Here is a 23,130-nt window from a genome sequence, read left to right on the forward strand (position 1 = left end):
ACGCAAGTATCCCATTGTGGCGGTGTGTTTGTAATTACGAAGTGATCTTACGTATTAGAGGGCTTCACGAGTTGCTAAGTGAAGCCCTATATTATTTTTAAAAATAAAATTAAAACCGCTCGCTTCTTTTTTTCAATAACAAACGTTCCGTAGCAGATTTCGGTAAACTCGCAAGTAACGCTCCAACAATAGAAATACTGCCTCCGATTATAGACATGACGCTGACCGTTTCGTTTAAAAGAATCACACCAAATACAATCGTACAAACGGGCATTAAATTCATAAACGGAGCGGAGTAAGCGGCACCGACTCTTTGGACACCGACTTGCCAGGCAAGAAATGCAATGACCGAAGCTAGCGTACTTACATATATTACTGCAAGCCAAGCCCCAATTGTCATATGTATATCATCTAAATTAACTGTTCCGATACAGCTGAGGGCACTTAATATTGCACCGTAAAAGGAAGCGCCTGTTAAAAAGGTCAATGCATCGAATTTATTACTATATTTTTTACCAAGGGCAGTATAAATCCCCCACGAAAGTGAAGCTAAAATGATTAGAATACCTCCAAACCATGATCCAGCTTCTTCACCGTTCGATTTTCCGAGAAACAAAATAATAACACCGGTTATTGAAATGATGGTACCAATTAGTCCTTGGATAGATAATCGTTCTCTTAGAATGAGGATAGCAAAAAATAAAATCGATATTGGCGTAAAGGCGGTAATCATTCCGACTTGAGAAGCTGTAAGGTAGTTTAATCCCCAATATAGTAAAGTTGAAAAGGTAAAAATACCGAAAAAGCCAGCGATAAGGAATTCCTTCCAATGGGCGACGAAGTGAAGCTTTTTTCTTTTATATAGAAGAAGTGCAAAAAGAATCAATGTTGAAATGATCCAGCGGATAGTGTTGAGTAAGTTTGGTGGAAGTGCATCTGCTAAAAATCGCCCACAAATATAATTTCCAGACCAAAAAACAATCGCAATAACTAAATATATAATTCCTCTTATCACAATCGCTCCCCCTAAAAAACGCCTTAAAACAATATTATTTGTTAGATTGAATATTGTCAATATTTTGAAATGTTGGTACAGGGGGTGGTACACGGGGGTGGTACACGGGGACGGGTTCCTCGTTTCATTCGGGGGTGTGATAAACGGGAACGGTTCCCTCGTTTCATTCAGAGGTGTGATACAAGGGGTCCCTCGTTTCATTTCGAGTGGCACAGGGGGATCGGCAGAGTGGCACAAGGGGACGGGTTCCTTGTACCAATTTCGCAAAAAATGAAACACCGAACCCGTCCCTCTGTATCACCTCCACAAAAAATGAAACACCGAACCCGTCCCTCTGTATCTCACCTCTGTACCTCTGTATCTCACCTCTGTATCAAAAAAATCCTTGACTCTAATTGTTAAATTGATTATAATTGCCAATTATTTTTCTTAGTATTATAATAGAGTTGTAGTGGTCTAACCAGTACTAAAAGTATAGTTGTATGCAACGTTGAAATTTTAATACGGTCTATATAGAACACTTGAAGTGCTTTTAGTATTGGGACAGCTGTCGCAATCAAAATGCCTATAGGTGTTCTTTTTTTGCAAAAAAATTGAATTTCACATAAATAAGGAGGGATTTCAATGGGAAATCGCGCAATTATCTATTGTGAAAATCAATTCGGTTCAATGGATGGAAAGACAGCTAATGGCTTAGTTCGTGAGTCTGGAATGTATGATATTGTCGGAATTATTGATAGCACGAAAGCAGGCCTTGATGCTGGAGAATTTTTAGATCAAAAGAAGAATGGCATTCCAATTTTTAAAAGTTTAGAAGAAGCGTTATCAATTTTACCTGAGAAACCAGAAACATTTATTTTGGGCATTGCGCCAGCGGAAGGCTTTTTACAAGGAGACGATCGACAAGTCATCATTCAAGCGATGGAAGCTGGTTTACATATTATAAATCCGTTACAAGAGTTTTTAACGGATGATGCGGAAATGGTTGCCTATGCAGAACGATTCGGTGTGACGATTCGTGATATTCGCAAGCCAAAACCACGAACAGAGTGGCAAATTTTTTCAGGACGAATTTTAAATATTAATACACCACGAGTAACGGTACTTGGAACTGATGGGGCTTGTGGAAAGCGGACAACCGCCGTTGAATTAGATAAAGAGTTTCGTAGAAGAGGTTATAAAACAGCCTTCATTGCAACGGGACAAACTGCGCTTATTCAAGGGGCTAAATATGGCTTAGCAATGGATGCGTTCCCACTTCAATATGTTATTGGTGAGTTGGAAAATGAAGTTGTACGTGCATACGAAGAGGAAAACCCAGATATTATGATCATTGAAGGACAAGGTGCGTTAAGTCATCCTGCGTATTCAAGCTCAGTTGGTATTTTAAAAGGAACTCGTCCACAAGCGGTTATTTTACAACACCCGCCAAAAAGAGAAGTACTTGGTGATTTTCCGTTTTTACCAATGCCAGATGTTGTAAGTGAAATTGAATTGATTGAACATTTTGCGGATACGAAAGTCGTTGGTATTACGTTAAATCATGAGAATATGACAGATAATGAGATTGAACAGACGATTAAAGCGTATGAACGGTTATATAAATTACCGACAACAGATGTGTTAAAATACGGTGCAGGGAAAATGGTGGATAGACTCATTGAAGTGTTCCCGACACTACAACAGGGAATGGTGGGATCTGGTCTGTGATCAAGCAGGCTACTCCAAGAATTGAAGTGAATTTATATAAACTAACACATAATGCGAGAATGTTGAAAAATTTGTTTGCGAAAAAAGGTGTGCAAATTACCGGTGTAGTAAAAGCTGGAGCAGGCAGTGTGGAAATTGCTAGGGCAGTATTAAATGCTGGTGTTCACAGTTTAGCCGACTCCCGGATTCAAAATATAAAAAAGTTTAGAGAAGCAGGACTAGATGTTCCATTTATGTTACTTCGGACGCCTGCTCTAAGTGAAGTAAAACATGTTGTTGAGTATGCAGATATGTCATTAAATAGTGAGCTAGAAGTTGTTCGCGCCCTATCTCAAGAAGCAACACGGCAAAACAAAGTACATAAAATTATTTTAATGGTTGAGATGGGGGACTTGAGGGAAGGGATTTTGCCAGAGCATCTGCCTGGAATTTTGCAGGAAGTTTTGCAGTTAAAAGGTGTGGAAGTTGTTGGGCTTGGAACAAATTTTGCTTGCTTTGGTGGTATAGTGCCGACGGAAGAAAAGATGAAGGAGTTTTCCCAGTTAGTTCGTGAAGTACGGGAAACTTTTGATCTTGAGCTTCCGATTGTATCTGGAGGAAATTCCGCGAATTATAATTGGTTTGTAGGTGCTGAAGAAGTTGGAGAGGTAAATAATGTCCGGTTAGGCGAATCGATTTTTTTAGGCAAAGAAACTGTACACGGAACGGTAATACCTGGATTATATGATGATGCATTCAGGTTGGTTGCCGAGGTTATTGAATTGAAGCGGAAGCCATCACTTCCTTATGGTGAATCGGCGCAAAATGCCTTTGGTGAAAAAGTGCATTTTGAAGATAAAGGGATCATGCAACGAGGGATTTTAAATATAGGAAGGCAGGATGTTATCGTTGATGGATTGAAACCCCTTGATCCGGTGGAAGTACTTGGTTCAAGTAGTGATCATATTGTTATAGATTCGACTAATAGCAGGTTAAAGTTAGGTGATACAATATCCTTTTCCGTAGATTACGGAGCAATGTTGTCGGCAATGACTTCACCTTACGTTGCGAAAAAATATATGACAATGCGACCTGGTCGTTATGATGGTGTGAAACGAGCAAACGTTGGTTAATGGTTTCGGTGACATATTGAGGTTAGGTTATGCTTGGAATGTCCGCGAGAATGGGTCTCACGGACATTTTGTGTTTGAATTAGGATTGAAATGTCTCCGAGAAGTCGTCTCATAGACATTTTGCATTAAAATTACTTTCGAAATGTCTCCGAGAAGCGTTTTCATGGACATTTTGCGATTAGATTGCGTTTGAAATGTCTCCGAGAAGCGTTGTCATGGACATTTTGAGTTAGATTCGCGTATGAAATGTCCACGAGAGACGTTGTCATGGACATTTTGAGTTAGAAATATGTTTGAAATGTCCACGAGAAGCGTTGTCATAGACATTTTGAGTTAGAAATATGTTTGAAATGTCCACGAGAGGTGTTGTCATGGACATTTTGCGATTAGATTGCGTATGAAATGTCCACGAGAGACGTTGTCATGGACATTTTGAGTTAGATTCGCGTATGAAATGTCCACGAGAGGTGTTTTCATGGACATTTTGCGATTAGATTGCGTATGAAATGTCTCCGAGAAGCGTTGTCATGGACATTTTGCGATTAGATTGCGTATGAAATGTCCACGAGAGGTGTTGTCATGGACATTTTGCATTAAAATTACTTTCGAAATGTCTCCAAGAAGTGTTTTCATGGACATTTTGAGTTAGATTCGCGTATGAAATGTCCACGAGAGACGTTGTCATGGACATTTTGCGATTAGATTGCGTATGAAATGTCCACGAGAGGTGTTTTCATGGACATTTTGCGATTAGATTGCGTTTGAAATGTCTCCGAGAAGTCGTCTCATAGACATTTTGCGATTAGATTGCGTATGAAATGTCTACGAGAAGCAGTCTCACAGACATTTTGCATTAAAATTACTTTCAAAATGTCCCCGAGCCGCCACCTCATAGACATTCTCCCTTAAATTTACGCCCAAAATGTCCCTGATAGATAAAAGAGTTCCCTACATAAAGTAAGGTGCCTTTACAAAATCTCTGAAGTTGCTCCCATCATCATTTAATCAAAGCACCGTCTTAATTTGCATCGTGTAAAAATAGCGAACAATATAAAAGTACATGATTTGAATCGCCAAGAACACAACGAGCACTGATACGGCTACTTTCGTTATGTCATAGTAAAACATATGTGACAATGCAGTTAAAGCAAAAGCCCTATGAATAAGCGCCACGATAATCGGTGTGAAGAAAAGAATCGCCGTTTGTTTCGTTAACACTTTTTTCAATTCTTTTTCGGTTAAACCGATCTTCGTAATGGAGCGGAATTTTTGCTTATCTTCGTCTAAATCTGCGTAAAGTCGGAAATAAAGGAAGCTTCCTGCTGAAATGAAAAAGACAATTCCGATAAATAGTCCGACAAATAATACGAGACCATAACTTTTATTTAATTGATGGACCATATAATCCCGAGCATAAAATTCATAATGAGGTAATGCTTCGTAAATTTTTTCCGCAGCTGGTAAAATATTCCCCATCTGTCACTTGCCATGCATGATAGAACTCTTCCCGCATCGGTTCCGGTAATTGTTAAAAACCTTGATCAGAAACGACATAATACGAATCATATGCAGGTAAGACTTTTGAATAAATGACCTCTTCTGGATTATTATTTTTTGTCTCTGCCGTAAGAAAAGTTTGAAAACTAAATAACGTACCAATGGCACTGAAGGCAACTGTCGACACAATCGCGACCATGAAGAGAGTACGCGCATTAGCCTTCATGTGGAACGACAAATCAGAGAATAAGATCATATTCGTTTTATGCCAAAATAGGTTTTTGTTCTTTTTAATTTTGCGAATCACATACACACTTAATTGGGTAAAAAATAAATACGTACCAAGTATTACAACGATAATAACCGGTAGCATCACAGCAATAACGGCAAGTCCTTCAACCATTAGTGCAACAGTGTAGCCACTGCCAATTAACAATATAGCTAAAATCGTTAAGAAAATGTTCGCTTTCGGTTCGCCTTTTGATTTTTTTATTTCCTTTAATTAAATCAATCAGTTTCTGCGTTCGTAACACATAAGAAACGAATAAAGAAATAATAAAGAACAACAAGATAAAGGAAGCAAACGTAACGATTATTGCTTGGGTTGGAAAATAAAAGTTAAGTCCATCTTTTTCCATAACAAGAGCATTTTCAGCAATTAATAAAATCACTTTCGAAAACACTAAACAAAGTAATATTCCACCGATTGTTGCAAAAAAGCCGATTAACATATTTTCCATAAATACCATTTGCCGAAGTTGTCTGACAGACATCCCTTGGATCATGAGTAAACCGAATTCCTTTTTTCTCGTATTATAAGAAAGAACTCATCGAATATAAACAGCAGCCCTCTGTGCCTGACCGCCGGAAATTTCATACGTACGTTTATTCATAATCCCAGTAATTCCTAGTTTTTCAGCGATTTCCTGTGCTTTTTGTTTCATCTCTTTAACTTTTTTTCATCAAGGGTGAGCGGTAAAACGATATTTTCTTCCACTGAAGTAAGTTAAAATCTTGGAAAACAAATCCTAATTCACGGCTACGGAATTTCGCTAATTGGAAGGTTGTCCCGACACCAACTTCAGATTCCATTTCAACTTTGTGACCTAAGGTGTCTAATGTTTCTTTTGTAAGGTAAAGTCCCATCCCTGTCGACTCGCGAAATTTCCGTCGATTTTCTCCAGTAAAAAAGGGATCAAAAAATTCGGCGTTGATCTGCTTCAGAATACCGATCCCAAAGTCTTTTACTTCGATGATGGCCTCTTTCCCACGTTCGTTGATGGAAATAATAATTTGGTTGCTTTTTTTAGCTGAATATTTTACCGCATTATGAACGAGTTGAGTGAGAATAAAAAATAGCCACTTTTCATCGGTTTTGACTTTGATATTTTCTTTTTCAATCTTCAACTTCGGCTACACTTTATTACGAATATAAAACCGCTTATTATCTCCATTTACCTCATGAACAAGTTTTGCAAGATTAACCGGTTTAATATGAAAATCCTGCTCAATCGTTCTTAACCTCGCCATATAAAGAACCGTATTCAATCCGTTTTTTATTCTTTCCGTGTCTTCGCGAATACTAGAGGACTCCGGTTCATCTAAATTTTGCACTGTAAGTTCGATGACAGATAAAGGTGTTTTCATTTGGTGAACCCATTGATCCATAAATTTTCGATGTTTTTCCTGGTCATCCTTAATGGTTTCTAATTGATTTTGAAAAAGTTTGTATTGGTCACGTAGTAGCACATTTAAAGCTTTGGAATAGGTGCAGCCTCCGTTTGTTGAATACTATTATCTAGTGATTCAAGCGGCATGCTTAATCGTTCGTAAAATTTTTTCCGTGATAAAAAATAGTAAATGAGATAGCAGGCGAGCATGAGTAAATTTAAAAACGCGTTATAAAGAAAGAGTTGGATATCACAATCCCCATCTAACCAAAGAATCGAAAGGACCATGAGTAGTTGAACTACTTGAACGGCAACTAGTAACGAATGTTTTTTAAAAAATAATTTCAATTCTCTTCATCCTTCCATGAAACCTTTAGACGATATCCTGCACCTCTTACCGTTTCCACAACATCTTGTAAACCGAGTTCTTGAAACTTTTTCCGGACACGCGTAATGTTAACATTCAGGGTATTTTCATCAACATAATCCTGGCTATCCTAAAGTTTTTCAAGTAAGTCTTCTCGACCGGCTACCCTTGGATACCGTTCCATTTGTTCGATAATCTCCGTTTCTTTTTTAGATAAGGATACCTTTTCTGAAGCAAAGGATAGTTCCATCCTTTCAGGGAATAATTTAAGACCATCGATTTCGAGTACTCGTTCTTCGTTCCTTGTTGTGTATTCTCCATAGGCGCGATGCAGTTGACTACGGATTTTTAAACAAAATTATAAAGGGAAAAATTTAGTTTTTACCGGCTGGATGAAAAATTTTCACCAGAAATAATATTAGGGCCTACTTCAATAAAAATTGATCATTTTGTATTGTTTAAAAATTTGCTATAATTTGCATTAAACATAATAAGATGGAGAAAGAAGGCGAGAGAGAGAATGAGTCGAACAATTGGGTTTATTGGTTGTGGAAACATTGCAAAGTCGATGATTGCTGGGATCGTGAAATCAAAAAAGGTTAACAGCAATCAAATTATTGCTTCTAACCGTTCCACACCAAGTTTAGTTGAGATGGAGGAACTATACGGAATCAAAACAACAACAAGTAATCTTGAAGTTGCACAAAATGCGGATTTTCTTTTTTTAACGATTACTGCAGATAGTTATGAAGCTGTGATCAGTGAGATTAGAGAAGTCGTACGACCTAGTACGATCATTGTTTCCGTTGCTGCTGGTGAGTCGATTCAAAAAAATGAACAACGTTTCGGACGTCCTGTGAAATTAATTAAGGCGATGCCGAACACGCCTGCGATGGTAAATGAAGGTGTTACTGGACTTGCGGTAAATGAACATGTGACAGAAAGTGATAAAGAAGAGATCAAAGCAATATTTGAGAGCTTTGGAAGAGTGGAATTAGTTGATGAATCATTAATGGATGTTGTTACGGCTGTCGGTGGTTCGTCACCAGCCTTCACATATATGTTTATCGAAGCCCTTGCTGATGGAGCAGTGATGTATGGCATGCCACGGAAACAAGCGTATGTATTCGCTGCTCAAGCAGTATTAGGTGCAGCAAAAATGATGCTTGAAACAAATATTCACCCTGCTGAATTAAAGGATAGCGTTTGTTCACCTGGTGGTACGACAATTGAATCCGTTGCTAGACTTGAAGAACGTGGCCTTCGCTCTGCGGTAATTGAAGCCGTTAAAGTGAATGTAGAAAAAGCGAAACAGATCCACGGGTAATCTAGTAAAATATCATACGATAGAATTTTTTTGGTACAGGGGGACGGGTTCAGTGTTTCATTTTTGAATTTGGTACAAGGGACCCGTCCCCTTGTTTCCCCTTGTTTCATCCCCTTGTTTCATCGAAAAAGCCGAAAATCGAACGAATGATTACGATCCTACCTTTATACATTGTTCGTGTTCCGCGTTATAACTAAAAAATGTTACTTCTTCAAATTTTGTTTTTTTAATAAACTAGAAAAATAGATATCTCTTTATATAAAGAGTGGAAACGTTCCCCCAACAATTCTAGAATTATTTGAAAATAAAATAATATCTCTTTCATCTTTACAGATATGAATATTGTGATATAGTATTCCTATAAAAAACAACTGTATATTACAGGAGGACAGAAGTATGAAAAAAATAGGACTTTTACCAAGAATTATTCTTGCTATTATTCTAGGTCTTATACTTGGTAGTTTCATGCCGGAATGGTTCGTTCGAGCGTTCGCTACATTTAACGGCATTTTTGGTAGTTATTTAAGTTTCGTTATTCCGTTTATTATTATTGGGTTTATCGTTCCGGGGATTGCCCATATGGGACGAAGTGCTGGGAAATTACTCGGTTTATCAACAGTTCTTGCCTATGTTTCTACTATTTTTGCAGGTTTGTTAGCCTTTTTCGTTGGATCTTGGCTTCTACCTTCGTTAACTGATGGAAGTTCATTCCAGTCAGCAAACGAATCTGGTGATTTCCTACTATCCGGCTATTTTGAAGTGGGAATGCCACCATTAATGGAAGTTACAACTGCACTTATTTTTGCTTTCGTAATCGGAATCGGTATTGCTTCGATTAAAGGTAATGTTTTACAAGATGCATTTGATGAGTTCCAAGAGATCGTTGAAAAAGTAATTACTGTAACGATTATTCCATTATTACCATTCCATATTTTTGGTGTATTCCAAAATATGACTCACACTGGTCAAGTTGCAAGCATTATGTCTGTATTCTTAAAAGTTTTCGTACTAATTATTGCGCTTCATATCGTAATGTTATTAATTCAATATTCAACAGCAGGTGCGTTGCATAAGCAAAATCCGTTACGTCTGTTAAAAACTGTATCACCAGCATATTTCACAGCGGTAGGAACACAGTCTTCTTCTGCAACAATTCCGGTAACACTTGCTTCTGTTAAAAAGACAACAATCCGTGAACAAGTAGCAGATTTCTGTGTACCATTATTTGCAACAATTCATTTATCTGGAAGTGTAATTACCCTTGTAACTTGTTCATTAGGTGTTATGCTATTAAGTGGTTGGGACATCAGCTTTTCTAGTTACTTCCCATTCATCTTAATGCTTGGTGTAACTTTAGTTGCTGCGCCTGGTGTACCTGGTGGAGCGGTTATGGCAGCGATTGGTATTATGAAAACAATGCTTGGATTTAACGAGCTAATGTTATCATTGATGCTCGCATTATATTTAGCACAAGATAGTTTCGGTACTGCAACAAACGTAACAGGTGATGGTGCATTAGCGATGATCGTAGATAAGTTTTCTAAAAAAGATAAAGATGAATCAGCTCAACAGTCTGCATAATCTAATATAATGAAAAAATCCGCTCTTAATTTAGGGCGGATTTTTTATTTTAAAAAAGTATTACTTAAAAAATGGCCAACATCTTATAAAAATGTTGGCCAAAATAATGTTATTTTTCAATAGCAACTTGTTCTTGTTTTACATTAAGTGATTTTAAGAACCGATCGATACGGATTATAGCCTCTTGTAGTTGTTCCATTGATGTAGCATAGGAACAACGAATGTATCCTTCGCCACTTTCTCCAAAAGCATTTCCTGGTACGACAGCAACCCGTTCTTTTTTCAATAATTGTTCAGCGAATTCTTGTGACGTTAAGCCGGTATTTTTTATTGATGGAAAAACATAAAACGCTCCACCTGGCGTATGACATTCCAAGCCAATTTCATTTAACGATGAAACGATATAATTTCTTCTTCTACGGTAACTTCGTTGCATTTCTTCTACTTGATCTTTACCGTTACGTAATGCTTCAATGGCACCGTGTTGTAACATATGTGGTGCACACATTGTTGTATATTGATGAATTTTTAACATCGCTTGAATGAGAGCTTCAGGCGCAGCAACATAACCTAAACGCCATCCAGTCATTGCAAAGGCTTTGGAAAATCCATTAATTGTAATTGTTCGTTCATACATACCCGGAAGAGATGCCATACTCACGTAATCTTCATCGTATGTAAGCTCGGCATAAATTTCATCAGTAATGACAACTAAATTATGTTTAATTGCTACTTCAGCAATTTTTGTTAAATCATCTTTATTTAAAAATGTTCCTGTCGGATTATTTGGTGAACAAATTAAAATTGCCTTTGTGTTTGGTGTTAAAGCTTCTTCAATTTGTTCTGGTGTCACTTTAAAGCCATTTTCAGCCTTCGTTCCTACTTGTACAGGTTTTCCACCTGCAAGGGTAACAAGGGCTGGATAAGAAACGAAAGCCGGTTCAATGATCAACACTTCTTCCCCGGGGTTGAGAATTGCACGAAAAGCTAAATCAAGTGCTTGGCTCGCTCCAATTGTGACTATAATTTGATTTTTAGGATCATACTCGATGTTGAAGCGGTTTTTTAAATAATTGGAAATTTCTTGACGCAATTCGAGTAGACCAGGGTTTGCTGTATATGATGTGTAACCTTCCTCGATTGAGGCGATTGTTTCATCTCGAATGCTCCACGGAGTAATAAAATCCGGTTCACCAACCCCAAGAGAGATTACATTTTCCATTTGCGCAGCCACATCGAAAAACTTCCGAATCCCCGATGGTGGAAGTTCAGCCGCAGTTTTTGATAAAAATTGATTTACGTCTATCATGGTGATACCACCATTCTCCGGTCTTTATTTTCTTTACCCTCAATAATGACACCATCATGTTTATATTTTTTCAAAATAAAATGAGTCCTTGTTGAAACAACGCTATCGATTGTTGATAATTTTTCAGAAACAAATGTTGCAACTTCTTTTAAAGACTTTCCTTCTACGGTTACAGATAAGTCAAAAGCACCTGACATTAAGTATACTGAGGAAACTTCAGGGAAACGGTAAATTCTTTCTGCTACTTCATCAAAGCCGACTCCACGTTTCGGTGTTACGTTTACCTCGATCATCGCAATTACGTTTTCTTGACCTTCAACTTTGGACCAGTCAATGATGGCCGGGTAGCTAACGATCACTTTATTTTCTTCTAACTTCTTAATAATTTCTTCAACTTTTTCTTCACTTAGTTGCGTTTGTTTCGCAATAACTCCTGTTGAAAGACGGTGATTTTCTTCTAAAATATATAAAATCTCCAGCTCTTCTTTAGTTAGCTTCATACAAATCCTCCTTATTTGCGTAAACCACTGTTACATAATAGTTGTAATAGGACTATCTTTCAATATTTTTTGTTACTTTACAAATTACTAAAATGGTAAAATAATTTACTAAAGAATACAAGTGAATTTTTATTGAATTGTAATATAGAATTCACTATTCTTATAAAAAGACAATCGAATACAGTCCTATTTAATTTTAGTTGTATTATAACAATAACAGAAAAATGATAATTTGTAATGTTTTTATGATTGAAAAAGAAATGTTGTACTTGAAAATGAAGAAAATAGTAGGGTGTTGTTATATAACAGCGTGAAAGGTGTGGAATGTTTTATGGTTGATGTGAGGGACGAAAAGGTTTTTATGGAAAAAGAAGACGGGATCGCGACGATTTATATTAATCGGCTGGAAAAAAGAAATGCATTGTCGTATGACATGTGGGAAAAAATGATTGAGTTTGTTGATTTATGTAGTGAGGTTGATGAAGTTAACGTTATTATTTTTAGAAGTACAACGGATCAAGCTTTTTCAGCAGGTGCGGATATTAGTGAATTTAAAACGATTCGCTCAACGGTCGACGGTGTAATCAAGTATGGTGAAGTAACTTCAGGGTTGGAACGGAAAATTGCCGAATGTCCGAAGCCAACTATTGCGATGATTCAAGGTTTTTGTGTAGGCGGTGGCTGTGAAATTGCAGTAGCTTGTGATTTTCGCTTTTCCGATGAAACGGGGAAGTTTGGAATTACCCCTGCGAAATTAGGAATCGTATATGATACAGCAGCGACGAAACATTTAGTTGATTTAGTAGGGCCTGCCAATGCGAAGGATATTTTATTTACCGGACGTATTTTCCCAGCAGAAGAAGCGTTACAGATGGGATTAATTAACCGGATTGTGCCGGCTGAAGAGTTGGAACGGGTGACGTATGAATATGCGCGGATGATTGGAGAAAATGCGCAAATATCTGTGCGGGCTTCGAAACAGATTGTGCGTCACGTTTTACAAGGCGCAACAGAAGATAATGAAGAAATTAAGCAACTGATTATGGAGTCCGTTCAGTCGGAGGAATATCGGGACCGAGTTCGCGCGTTTTTGAATAAAGGGAAAGCGTAGAGTGAGTGTTTTGGAAGAAATGCTTTTACGTGCCGTCTAAAAGACAAATGAATGAGGTTACTTCAGTTTGATGTCTATTATCGAGGCTGTAAAAGACAAAGTGTTGTTTAATTTTGTGAAAAATGTCTTTTACAGTGCCTCAAAAGGACAAAGTACAGAGGGAATTTCTAAAAAATGTCTTTTATGTTGCCTCAACAGGACAAAGTGCAGCGGAAAAATACGTAAAAAGTCTTTTAGGAAGGGTATAAAGGACAAAGTTACAATAAAATTAAAGAAATATGTCTTTTATGGAACTTCAAAAAGACAAAAGGCAAGAAAGATTAAGTGATTCGTTTTTTACAAGTCATCTAAAAGATAAATTTCCAATTAAATTTTTATGAAGGGTCCTTTATAATAATCACAATGCAAACATAACCCCCATAGTAAAAAAATGATTGAACAACCATTCATTTTTTTGTTGCGTAATTTCAGAAAATACTTAATAATGGAAATAAGGTTGTGGTAAATCTAAATAAGGTTGTGGTAAATCTAAATAAGGTTGTGGTAAATCTAAATAAGGTTGTGGTAAATCTAAATAAGGGGGATAACAATGGACTTAAAAAATGTTGTAGCTGTCGTCACTGGTGGAGCTTCGGGTTTAGGAGAAGCCACAGTTAGGCAAATTGTTGCAAATGATGGTAAGGCTGCAATTCTTGATTTGAATGAAGAAAAAGGTCAAGCGTTATCGAACGAATTAGGAGCATCTACCATTTTTATAAAAACGGATGTGACTGACGGAGCGAGCGTTCAGTCGGCACTTGATAAAGCAATCGAGCATTTCGGCAAAGTAAATGTCCTTGTTAACTGTGCGGGGATTGCAATTGCGAAGAAAACATTAGGAAAAAGTGGTGCCCATAATCTAGAATCTTTTTCAAAAGTGATTCAAGTGAACTTAATTGGCACATTCAATGCCATTCGACTTGCAAGTGAAAAAATGTCCACGAATGAACCAAACGAACAAGGTGAGCGCGGGGTGATCATTAACACAGCTTCAGTAGCTGCTTTTGAAGGACAGATGGGTCAAGCAGCTTATAGCGCATCAAAAGGTGGCGTAGTGGGGATGACGCTACCAATTGCACGAGACTTAGCAAGCCTTGGTATTCGCGTGATGACTATTGCACCGGGTTTGTTTGAAACACCATTGTTTGCTAGTTTACCAGAAAAAGCCCGTGAAGCTTTAGGTAAAATGACTCCTTTCCCACAACGGCTTGGGAAACCAAGTGAATATGCTCAATTAGTACAAAGTATTATTGAAAATTCCATGTTAAACGGTGAAGTCATTCGTCTAGATGGGGCCATCCGTATGCAACCAAGATAAATTACAAATCTAGTTTTACAAAAATCGCACAAAAACTTAGCTTTTCGCACACTTTTACCATGGTTTCGCACGAAAAATCCTACTTTCGCACAACTTTTCTGTTTTTCGCACAGTTTTAAAACAAAATCGCACAATCTTAACCCGACACAAATTAAAAATCACATTTCTAAACAAAAGAAAGCGCTTAACTAAACGAACAAAGGGGGTAATTCAAAATGAGCAGACCATATTTAACAGAAGAACATGAAATTTTTCGCCAATCACTTAGAAAATTTTTAGAAAAAGAAGCGTATCCCTACTATGAAGAATGGGAGAAAAATAAAGAGGTCCCGCGTTCCTTTTGGAAAAAGCTCGGTGAACAAGGGTATCTTTGCCCACAAGTAGATGAAAAATACGGTGGATTTAATGCGGACTTCGGTTTTGCTGTTGTTTTAAATGAGGAAATGGAAAAAGTCGGCTCTGGCATGGTTGGTATCGGTCTTCATAGTGATATAACGATTCCATACATTGAATCCTACGGTACTGAGGAACAAAAAGAACGGTGGCTACCAGGTGCGGTAAGTGGGGATCTCATTTCAGCCATAGCAATGACAGAACCTGGTGCTGGCTCGGATTTACAAGGTGTAAAAACAACGGCGATTGCTGATGGGGACCACTATATTATTAATGGTGAAAAAACGTTTATTACGAACGGGTACTCGGCGGACTTAGTTGTCGTCGTTTGTAAAACGGATCCGAATGCAAAGCCTGCCTACAAAGGGATTAGCTTAATCGTTGTGGAAGCTGGAACACCAGGTTTTAAAAAGGGGAAAAAGTTAGAAAAACTTGGTCAACATGCAAATGATACGAGTGAATTAATTTTTGAAGATGTACGGGTGCCAAAATCGAATCTTCTCGGTGAAGAAGGAAAAGGCTTTTATTATTTAATGGAAAAATTACAACAGGAAAGGTTAATGGTGGCAATTCAAGCCCAGGCAGCAGTAGAACGAATGCTTGAGATAACAATGGATTACGTAAAACAAAGAGAAGCATTCGGTCAAACAATTAGTAAGTTCCAAAATACCCAGTTTAAAATCGCTGAAATGGCAACAGAAATTAAAATTGGACGCACCTTTTTAGATCAATTAATTGTTGACCATATGAAACAGAAAGACATTGTCACAGAGGTCTCCATGGCAAAGTGGTGGATTACCGATTTGGCTAAAAAGGTTGCTACGGAATGTTTACAACTTCATGGTGGGTACGGATATATGGAAGAATACGAGATTGCTAGACGATATCGTGATGTGACCGTTACTTCGATTTATGCCGGGTCGAATGAAATTATGAAGTATATTATTGCGAAAAATTTGGGGCTGTAAGCGATTGGGCGGAAGAATTTTTTACTGCAATAAAGGCTAATGATTTTTTTAAAATGGAAAAAAGGGGTGTTTCAATTGCGGGAAGCGGTCATTGTTGAAGGGGTAAGGACACCTGTCGGGAGAAGGAACGGTGTATTAAGTGGGATTCGTGCTGAAGATTTAGCAGCGTTGCCACTTCAAGAAGTTGTTAAACGTGCGGGAATTTCACCTGACTTAGTGGAGGACGTAATTTTAGGGTGCGTTTCACAAGTAGGGGAGCAATCTTTTGATATTGCTCGTGTGGCGGCATTAATCGCAGGGTTTCCAATTGAAGTACCAGGGACAACGATTGATAGACAATGTGGCTCAAGCCAGCAAGCGGTTCATTTCGCAGCGCAAGCGATCATGAGTGGCGATATGGATGTCGTCATTGCTGGTGGCGTTGAAAGTATGTCACGGGTTCCGATGTTTTCCGATCGTCAAGACGTTGATTTTCCAGAGTCATTAACTTCGAAGTATGAAATGATCAATCAAGGTTTATCTGCAGAGCGGATTGCAGAAAAGTGGAATTTTAGTAAAGAAGAATTAGATGAATTTTCTTTAGAAAGTCATCGTCGGGCCATCGTCGCACAAGATGAAGGACGTTTTGAAAAAGAAATTATTCCGGTAGAAGTGACGTTACCGGACGGAACGAAAACCGTTGTTCGTCATGATGAAGGTCCAAGAAGAGATTCGTCGTTGGAAAAGTTGGCTGGATTAAAACCATCTTTCCAAGAAGATGGAAAAATAACAGCTGGAAACTCAAGTCAAATTAGCGACGGAGCGGCAGCGATTTTACTCATGTCCCGTGAAAAAGCTGAAGAACTTGGGATGAAGCCAAAATTCCGAGTTGTGGCCCGGACAGTGGTTGGATCTGACCCAACATTAATGTTAACTGGTCCAATTCCAGCGACAGAAAAGGTGTTAAAGAAAGCTGGATTAACGATTGATGATATCGATGTGTTTGAAGTGAACGAGGCTTTTGCTCCGGTTCCGCTAGCATGGCTTAAAGAAACAGGTGCAGATCCTGCGAAGTTGAATCCAAACGGTGGCGCCATTGCCTTAGGTCACCCACTCGGTGCAAGTGGAGCTTGCTTAATGTTAACGATGATGTCAGAACTAGAAAGAACAGGAGGACGTTACGGATTGCAAACAATGTGTGAAGGACACGGGATGGCAAACGCCACCATCATCGAACGCCTATAGTGCAACACAGGGACAGGTCCCTCGTTCCATTTGATACAGGGGTTTCATTTGGTACAGGGGGACGGGTCCCTTGTACCATCGGTGTGATGAAACACGGGGACAGCCCCCTCAATTCAGCTGCGCATGAAACACGGGGACAACCCCCTCGATTCAGCTGCGCATGAAACACGGGGACAACCCCCCTCGATTCAGCTGCGGAGGGACAGGTTCATTGTCTCAATTTCCTGATTTTTGGTACACCGGACCTGTCCCCTTGTACCACCCCTGTCAGCGAGAAGTACAAAAAACTTTTAACTTATAAAAGAAAAGGGGGCATTCTATGCCATTACACTCTATCCGTGTACTTGATCTATCTCGTTTACTGCCAGGTCCATTTTGTACGATGATTTTGGCAGATTTCGGTGCAGAAGTAATTAAAATTGAAGAACCAAAACTTGGCGATTATGCCCGTTTTTATGAACCGAAAGTTGATGAATATGGAGCAATGTTTCATTCGTTAAATCGCAATAAGAAAAGTGTTACCCTCAATTTAAAAGATGAAGAAGGTAAGCAGAAATTTTTACAACTTGTAAAAGATGCGGATGTACTTGTTGAGTCTTTCCGTCCTGGTGTTATGGAGCGCCTTGGTCTTAATTATGAAATTTTAAAAGAACTTAATCCACGTCTCATTTATTGTGCCATCACGGGCTACGGGCAAACCGGACCGTATGCGAAACTCCCAGGTCACGATATAAATTTTATTAGTTATACAGGCCTCCTCCATTTAATGGGCGAGCGCGACGGAAAACCACTCGTTCCAGCTGTACAAGTAGGTGATATAGGTGGCGGTGCCTACCCAGCTGTTGTTGGGATTCTTTTAGCATTACAAGAACGGGAAAAATCCGGGGAGGGTCAGTTTGTCGATATTTCAATGTTAGATGGCGTACTCTCCTGGCTACAAGCAACGTTACCTAATTACTTGATGTCTGGAGAAGAAGTTCAACGTGGTGAACAAATGTTGTCCGGTAGTTTAGCTTGTTATGAAGTTTACCAAACAAAGGATCGTCGCTGGTTATCGGTTGGTGCCCTTGAACCGAAGTTTTGGCAAACGTTTTGCGAAACAATAGGTAAACTCGATTTTATTGAAAAGTTAAACGCTCCAATCGATGAGCAATACCGAATGAAACATGAGATCCAGTCCATTATTTTTACAAAAAACCTCGATGAATGGATGGAACTTTTTAAAAACGTAGAAGCCTGTGTATCCCCAGTATTAGATTTTTCAGAAGTTGTTGAACATCCACAAGTACAGGCACGTGAAATGATTTTAGAAAAACATAACCAAAAGTATATTGGTATACCCATTAAACTATCAAGAACACCAGGAGCAATTAAAACAAAAGCACCAAACCTTGGTGAACATAATGATGAATTTTTTAAAAATGAATAGGAGGAAAAAATATGGCTAAAGAAAAAATCGCGAAATTTAGAGAACAATGCGAACTACCTGTAATTATGGCACCAATGTTTTTAATTAACGATCCAAATATGGTACTACGTGCCTGTGAAAGTGGGATTGTCGGAACATTTCCAGCTCTAAATGCTCGTACAAAGGACATTCTCGATGATTGGTTAAACGAAATTACTACTAAGTGGGCACGGTTGAAAGAAGCAAATCCAGATAAAAAGATTGCACCGTGGGGTATAAACTTCATAAGTCACAGAACGAATAAGCGTTTCAAAGAAGACTTGGAGTTAATTGAAAAATATCAACCACCACTTGTCATTACTTCCCTAGGTGATCCGAGTCCAGTTGTAAAAATCGTCCATGAATATGGTGGTCTCGTACTCTCTGATGTTATTAATATTAAATTTGCAAAAAAAGCCCTTGAAAAAGGTTCAGACGGATTAGTTTTAGTTACTGCAGGAGCAGGTGGGCATGGAGGCACATACAACCCAATCGCCTTTATTCATGAGGTAAAAGAGTTTTTCGATGGACCAATTGTTTTAGCAGGTGGATTATCGAAGGGTGAAGATATTTTAGTTGCTGAAATATTAGGAGCTGACTTTGCTTACCTAGGTTCTCGTTTTATCCCAGCTGTTGAAAGTAAAGCCGTTGATGCATATAAGGAAATGATTTTAGAATCCGGAATTGAAGATATTATTTATACAGACACGTTCAGTGGCATTAATGCGAACTATTTAATTCCAAGTATTGAAAAAGCAGGCTTAGATCCTTATAACTTACCTAAGAAAGATGAAGTTGACTTATCTAACTTGTCTAATCCTAATATTCGTGCATGGCGAGATATTTGGGGAGCTGGACAAGGAATCGGGTCCATTAAGAAAATCCAAACTGTCGCTGAAATTGTTGAAGAACTAAAGCTGCAATATGAAGAAGCGAAAGCTAAGGTAGCACAAGGAACTCATGTTGCTACTCAGAAATAATTAGTTGGCGTTCGTGAAGTCAATTTTAAATATTCGAATCGAATGAATGCTCAATCATTGTTTGTCTTGATGGATACGTTTAGATCTTGTGCAGTTTAGTGAGAAGCGTAGTTTAGGTGCGCTGTCGATGACAAAATTGGTTGAGATTTCGCTTGAAGTGTCCGTGAGAGCGGTTCTCGACGACAAATTAGATTAGAAATTAGCTCAAAATGTCTCCGAGAGTAGTTCTCGATGACAAATTAGATTAGAAATTAGCTCAAAATGTCTTCGAGAGAGGCTTTCGATGACAAAAAGGTGAAGAAATTAGTTCAAAATGTCTTCGAGATTGGTTCTCGATGACAAATTAGATTAGAGATTAATTCAAAATGTCTTCGAGATTGGTTCTCGATGACAAATTAGATTAGAAATTAGCTCAAAATGTCTCCGAGAGTAGTTCTCGATGACAAATTAGATTAGAGATTAGCTCAAAATGTCTCCGAGAGTAGTTCTCGATGACAAATTAGATTAGAGATTAGCTCAAAATGTCTTCGAGAGCGGCTTTCGATGACAAAAAGATAAAGAAATTAGTTCAAAATGTCTTCGAGAGTAGTTCTCGATGACAAGTTAGATTAGAGATTAATTCAAAATGTCTTCGAGATTGGTTCTCGATGACAAATTAGATTAGAAATTAGCTCAAAATGTCTCCGAGAGTAGTTCTCGATGACAAATTAGATTAGAGATTAATTCAAAATGTCTTCGAGAGTAGTTCTCGATGACAAATTAGATTAGAAATTAGCTCAAAATGTCTCCGAGAGAGGCTTTCGATGACAAAAAGGTGAAGAAATTAGTTCAAAATGTCTCCGAGAGAGGCTTTCGATGACAAAAAGATAAAGAAATTAGTTCAAAATGTCTTCGAGAGAGGCTTTCGATGACAAAAAGGTGAAGAAATTAGTTCAAAATGTCTCCGAGAGTAGTTCTCGATGACAAATTAGATTAGAGATTAGCTCAAAATGGCTTCGAGAGCGGCTTTCGATGACAAAAAGGTGAAGAAATTAGTTCAAAATGTCTTCGAGATTGGTTCTCGATGACAAAATCAGCTCAGTTGTTGTACGAAATGTCCCTGAGACCTATTCTCACGGACAAAACTTGGAAGAAAACGATTCGTAATGTCTTCGAAGATTTACCCCATTTAACATACAAAATTTTATAAAGAAAAAGCCAAGAGGTGATTTCAATGTCGGAAGTAATTCAAGTAAAAAAGGAAAATAATATTGCCTATATTACAATGAATCGTCCTGATAAATTAAATGCACTGTCTGTTGAGTTATCTGCCCAACTAAATAGAGCAATACGTGAGGCTGACGAAGATCCAGAAGTTAAAGTGATTATTTTAAGTGGGGCAGGTCGAGCTTTTTGTGCCGGTGGCGATATCGGTACATTCCAAAAAGTTAATAGTGTCGCAGATATGTTGAAATATATGACAGAAGTGGTTGAAATTCAAAAGACAATTAAAAGTGCGAAAAAGTATGTTATTAGTGCTGTTCACGGGTATGCGGCTGGAGCAGGATTCAGTGTGGCGTTGGCGTCGGACTTTATCGTTGCCCATCAAGAAGCGAAGTTTGCAATTAGCTTCAATAATATTGGCCTTATTCCAGATCTTGGTCTCGTGAAAAATTTATCGGAGGTCGTCCCACCTCAAGTGGCGAAGGAATGGATTTCATCAGCGAGAAGCATTTCAGCAGAGGAAGGTTACCAACGTGGTTTTGTAAATCGAATTGCAGAAAATGATGTGATTGAAGAAGCAACGGAATTTACCCAATTTATTATAAGTGGCCCTCCTATTGCGAATCAATTTGTAAAATATTTAGTGAATCATGCGACTGAATTGACAAACGAAACTTTTACAATGCAAGAAAATACGGTGCAAGCGTTACTGTTTCAAACGTTGGATCATAAAGAAGGTGTCCGAGCATTTTTTGAAAAAAGAAAACCTGAATTTAAGGGGGAATAATTAGTAGACAATCACTTTCAAAAAAGGATGGTTGTCTTTTATCAAAAAGAGTATGAGCAACCCAATAGCGCACTGTCTAGCAGTAAAAATATTAAATAAAGGTGGCTATGAGTATGCTAGAAGAGATTGGCTTGAAACGAATTCGGTTAGATTTGCCCTTTCGTTTGAATCACGTGAACTGTTTCCTTGCCGAGGGACCAACTGGTTGGATTGTCATTGATGCCGGGCTTCATAACGAACAAACGGTGAGAAGATGGGAAGAGGAACTACAAGGATTAGAGGTATCGGATATTTATATTACTCATTATCACCCGGATCATTTTGGTTATGCCGGTGGACTTCAACAAAAGACAGGTGCTAAAGTATCGATGTCTCAAACAGATGCAGAAGATGGTTTGATGGCTTGGGAGGATTCATTTTTATCCACATTGCAAGCGAATTATAAAAAGGCAGGAGTACCTGATAAAACGGCTATAGCGATGGCAGATAATACCGGTTCATTTAAACCTCGGGTAACACCTTATCCAGAAATTAGCCATTATTTTAAAGAAGGAGAAAAGGTTCAAATTGGAAAGCTGGAGTATGAAATATTTTTTACCCCAGGTCATTCGGATGGACTGATAGTCTTTTTTAATAAAGAAAAAAGTGTTTTATTATCAACAGACCATATTTTACCGAAAATTACACCGAATATTAGTTACTGGTTCCACGGTGATCCAAATCCATTACTGACCTACTTTAAATCTCTAGACAAAATAAAGCAGCTCGATGCGGAATACGTCATTCCATCCCATCGGGAGCCTTTTACAAACGCGAATAAGCGTATTGAAGAGATAAAAGCTCACCACAAAGAACGGATTGAGAGGACACTTGAGGCAATTCAACAAGAAGGGACAGTTCATGACGTGTGTAAAGTTCTTTTCCCTTTTATTGAAACGATTCATGAAACCCGCTTTGCAGTAGGTGAAACCTTAGCTCATCTAGAATATTTACGTTTCAAGGGGGAGTGTAAGCGGGAATTAGTGGATGGGAAGTACGTGTATTTTGTTTAATTTGTTTTATAGTTTTGTTTATTAGACAAAATGAAAAAAGTTTGTTATAGTCATGGTAACTTAATAAGTGCACTAGGGGCGCCGGCCGGCTGAGAAGTACCCTTTGAACCTGATCTAGTTCATACTAGCGTAGGGAAGTGTAACATATTCATGTTTGCATACATTTGAAAATGAAAACAATTATGTTACCATTTCCCCGCGTCGATAAAGATTGCGGGGGGTTATTTTTGTAAAATAAGTAATTGCATGCGCGCGCAAATTTTAAAAACTGAATATGGGAATCTAACAAGCTACTAGGGGCGCCATATGGCTGAGAAGTACCCTTCGAACCTGATCTAGTTCGTACTAGCGTAGGGAAGTAGTGTCGGAATTCGAATCTTTGTATCGATATTACGCCACTTCTCTATGTTGGGAAGTGGCATTTTAATTTTATTTGAAACAGGGGGACGGGTCCCTCGTTCCAAAATGGAATGCAACACCGTGAAAGAGTGAAACATGGGGACGGGTCCCTCGTTCCAAA

General features: G+C 38.3%; 15 protein-coding genes, 4 pseudogenes and 2 riboswitches. Of the genes and pseudogenes, 12 read left to right on the top strand and 7 right to left on the bottom strand.

Annotated features, from left to right (window positions below):
* Positions 1-109: 109 nt before the first annotated feature.
* Positions 110-1,015 (bottom strand): DMT family transporter, encoded by a 906-nt coding sequence (locus tag GW534_RS08875; protein WP_161920670.1) that lies wholly within the window; start codon positions 1,013-1,015, stop codon positions 110-112.
* 624 nt (positions 1,016-1,639) lie between these two features.
* Between GW534_RS08875 and GW534_RS08880 the strand changes: the two genes are divergently transcribed.
* Positions 1,640-2,725 (top strand): DUF1611 domain-containing protein, encoded by a 1,086-nt coding sequence (locus tag GW534_RS08880; RefSeq protein WP_161920671.1) that lies wholly within the window; start codon positions 1,640-1,642, stop codon positions 2,723-2,725.
* Positions 2,722-3,837 carry an alanine/ornithine racemase family PLP-dependent enzyme gene (locus GW534_RS08885; protein ID WP_312854645.1) on the top strand — a complete coding sequence of 372 codons (1,116 nt, stop codon included), beginning with the start codon at positions 2,722-2,724 and terminating at the stop codon, positions 3,835-3,837. The genes GW534_RS08880 and GW534_RS08885 overlap by 4 nt, the downstream gene beginning before the upstream one ends.
* 1,005 nt (positions 3,838-4,842) lie before the next feature.
* Here the strand turns inward: GW534_RS08885 and GW534_RS16410 are convergent.
* The 4 pseudogenes from GW534_RS16410 to GW534_RS08915 all read right to left on the bottom strand — a co-directional run.
* Positions 4,843-6,174: pseudogene (locus tag GW534_RS16410) on the bottom strand (FtsX-like permease family protein); the annotation flags it as partial.
* Positions 6,174-6,393, bottom strand: a pseudogene (locus GW534_RS16415) (ATP-binding cassette domain-containing protein); the annotation flags it as partial. The pseudogenes GW534_RS16410 and GW534_RS16415, both read right to left, overlap by 1 nt.
* Positions 6,388-7,352: pseudogene (locus GW534_RS16125) on the bottom strand (sensor histidine kinase); the annotation flags it as partial. The pseudogenes GW534_RS16415 and GW534_RS16125, both read right to left, overlap by 6 nt.
* Positions 7,349-7,720: pseudogene (locus GW534_RS08915) on the bottom strand (winged helix-turn-helix domain-containing protein); the annotation flags it as partial. The pseudogenes GW534_RS08915 and GW534_RS16125, both read right to left, overlap by 4 nt.
* 171 nt (positions 7,721-7,891) lie before the next feature.
* Between GW534_RS08915 and proC the strand changes: the two are divergent.
* Entirely contained in the window at positions 7,892-8,698 is an 807-nt protein-coding gene (gene proC / locus GW534_RS08920; protein WP_161920675.1) for a pyrroline-5-carboxylate reductase, read from the top strand.
* Between the two features lie 396 nt (positions 8,699-9,094).
* Positions 9,095-10,279, top strand: coding sequence for a dicarboxylate/amino acid:cation symporter (locus GW534_RS08925; protein ID WP_161920676.1), 1,185 nt, complete (start codon positions 9,095-9,097; stop codon positions 10,277-10,279).
* A gap of 109 nt (positions 10,280-10,388) precedes the next feature.
* Here the strand turns inward: GW534_RS08925 and GW534_RS08930 are convergent, their stop codons facing one another.
* Positions 10,389-11,588, bottom strand: coding sequence for an aminotransferase (locus GW534_RS08930; protein WP_161920677.1), 1,200 nt, complete (start codon positions 11,586-11,588; stop codon positions 10,389-10,391).
* Entirely contained in the window at positions 11,585-12,088 is a 504-nt protein-coding gene (locus tag GW534_RS08935; RefSeq protein ID WP_161920678.1) for an Lrp/AsnC family transcriptional regulator, read from the bottom strand. The genes GW534_RS08930 and GW534_RS08935 overlap by 4 nt, the downstream gene beginning before the upstream one ends.
* Before the next feature lie 331 nt (positions 12,089-12,419).
* Here GW534_RS08935 and GW534_RS08940 point away from each other — a divergent pair, with 331 nt between their 5' ends.
* The 8 genes from GW534_RS08940 to GW534_RS08975 all read left to right on the top strand — a co-directional run bounded on the left by GW534_RS08940 (position 12,420) and on the right by GW534_RS08975 (position 22,610).
* On the top strand, positions 12,420-13,199 hold the full coding sequence (locus tag GW534_RS08940; protein ID WP_161920679.1) for an enoyl-CoA hydratase-related protein: 780 nt from the start codon (positions 12,420-12,422) through the stop codon (positions 13,197-13,199).
* Positions 13,200-13,788: 589 nt separating this feature from the next.
* Positions 13,789-14,556, top strand: a complete 768-nt coding sequence (locus tag GW534_RS08945; RefSeq protein ID WP_161920680.1) for a 3-hydroxyacyl-CoA dehydrogenase — start codon at positions 13,789-13,791, stop codon at positions 14,554-14,556.
* 215 nt (positions 14,557-14,771) lie between these two features.
* A complete protein-coding gene (locus GW534_RS08950; protein ID WP_161920681.1) occupies positions 14,772-15,917 on the top strand; it encodes an acyl-CoA dehydrogenase family protein in 1,146 nt (381 codons plus the stop codon).
* Between the two features lie 75 nt (positions 15,918-15,992).
* Positions 15,993-17,141 carry a thiolase family protein gene (locus GW534_RS08955; RefSeq protein ID WP_161920682.1) on the top strand — a complete coding sequence of 383 codons (1,149 nt, stop codon included), beginning with the start codon at positions 15,993-15,995 and terminating at the stop codon, positions 17,139-17,141.
* 319 nt (positions 17,142-17,460) lie between these two features.
* Entirely contained in the window at positions 17,461-18,570 is a 1,110-nt protein-coding gene (locus GW534_RS08960) for a CaiB/BaiF CoA transferase family protein (RefSeq protein WP_161920683.1), read from the top strand.
* An 11-nt stretch (positions 18,571-18,581) separates the two neighbouring features.
* Positions 18,582-19,568, top strand: coding sequence for an NAD(P)H-dependent flavin oxidoreductase (locus GW534_RS08965; protein ID WP_161920684.1), 987 nt, complete (start codon positions 18,582-18,584; stop codon positions 19,566-19,568).
* A 1,213-nt stretch (positions 19,569-20,781) separates the two neighbouring features.
* On the top strand, positions 20,782-21,558 hold the full coding sequence (locus GW534_RS08970) for an enoyl-CoA hydratase/isomerase family protein (RefSeq protein ID WP_202630879.1): 777 nt from the start codon (positions 20,782-20,784) through the stop codon (positions 21,556-21,558).
* Between the two features lie 113 nt (positions 21,559-21,671).
* Entirely contained in the window at positions 21,672-22,610 is a 939-nt protein-coding gene (locus tag GW534_RS08975; RefSeq protein WP_161920685.1) for an MBL fold metallo-hydrolase, read from the top strand.
* Positions 22,611-22,674: 64 nt separating this feature from the next.
* Positions 22,675-22,763, top strand: a riboswitch (TPP riboswitch).
* Positions 22,764-22,895: 132 nt separating this feature from the next.
* Positions 22,896-22,984: riboswitch (TPP riboswitch) on the top strand.
* Positions 22,985-23,130 lie beyond the last annotated feature (146 nt).

The sequence above is a fragment of the Pallidibacillus pasinlerensis genome (assembly GCF_009996845.1).
Lineage (GTDB): Bacteria > Bacillota > Bacilli > Bacillales > Caldibacillaceae > Pallidibacillus > Pallidibacillus pasinlerensis.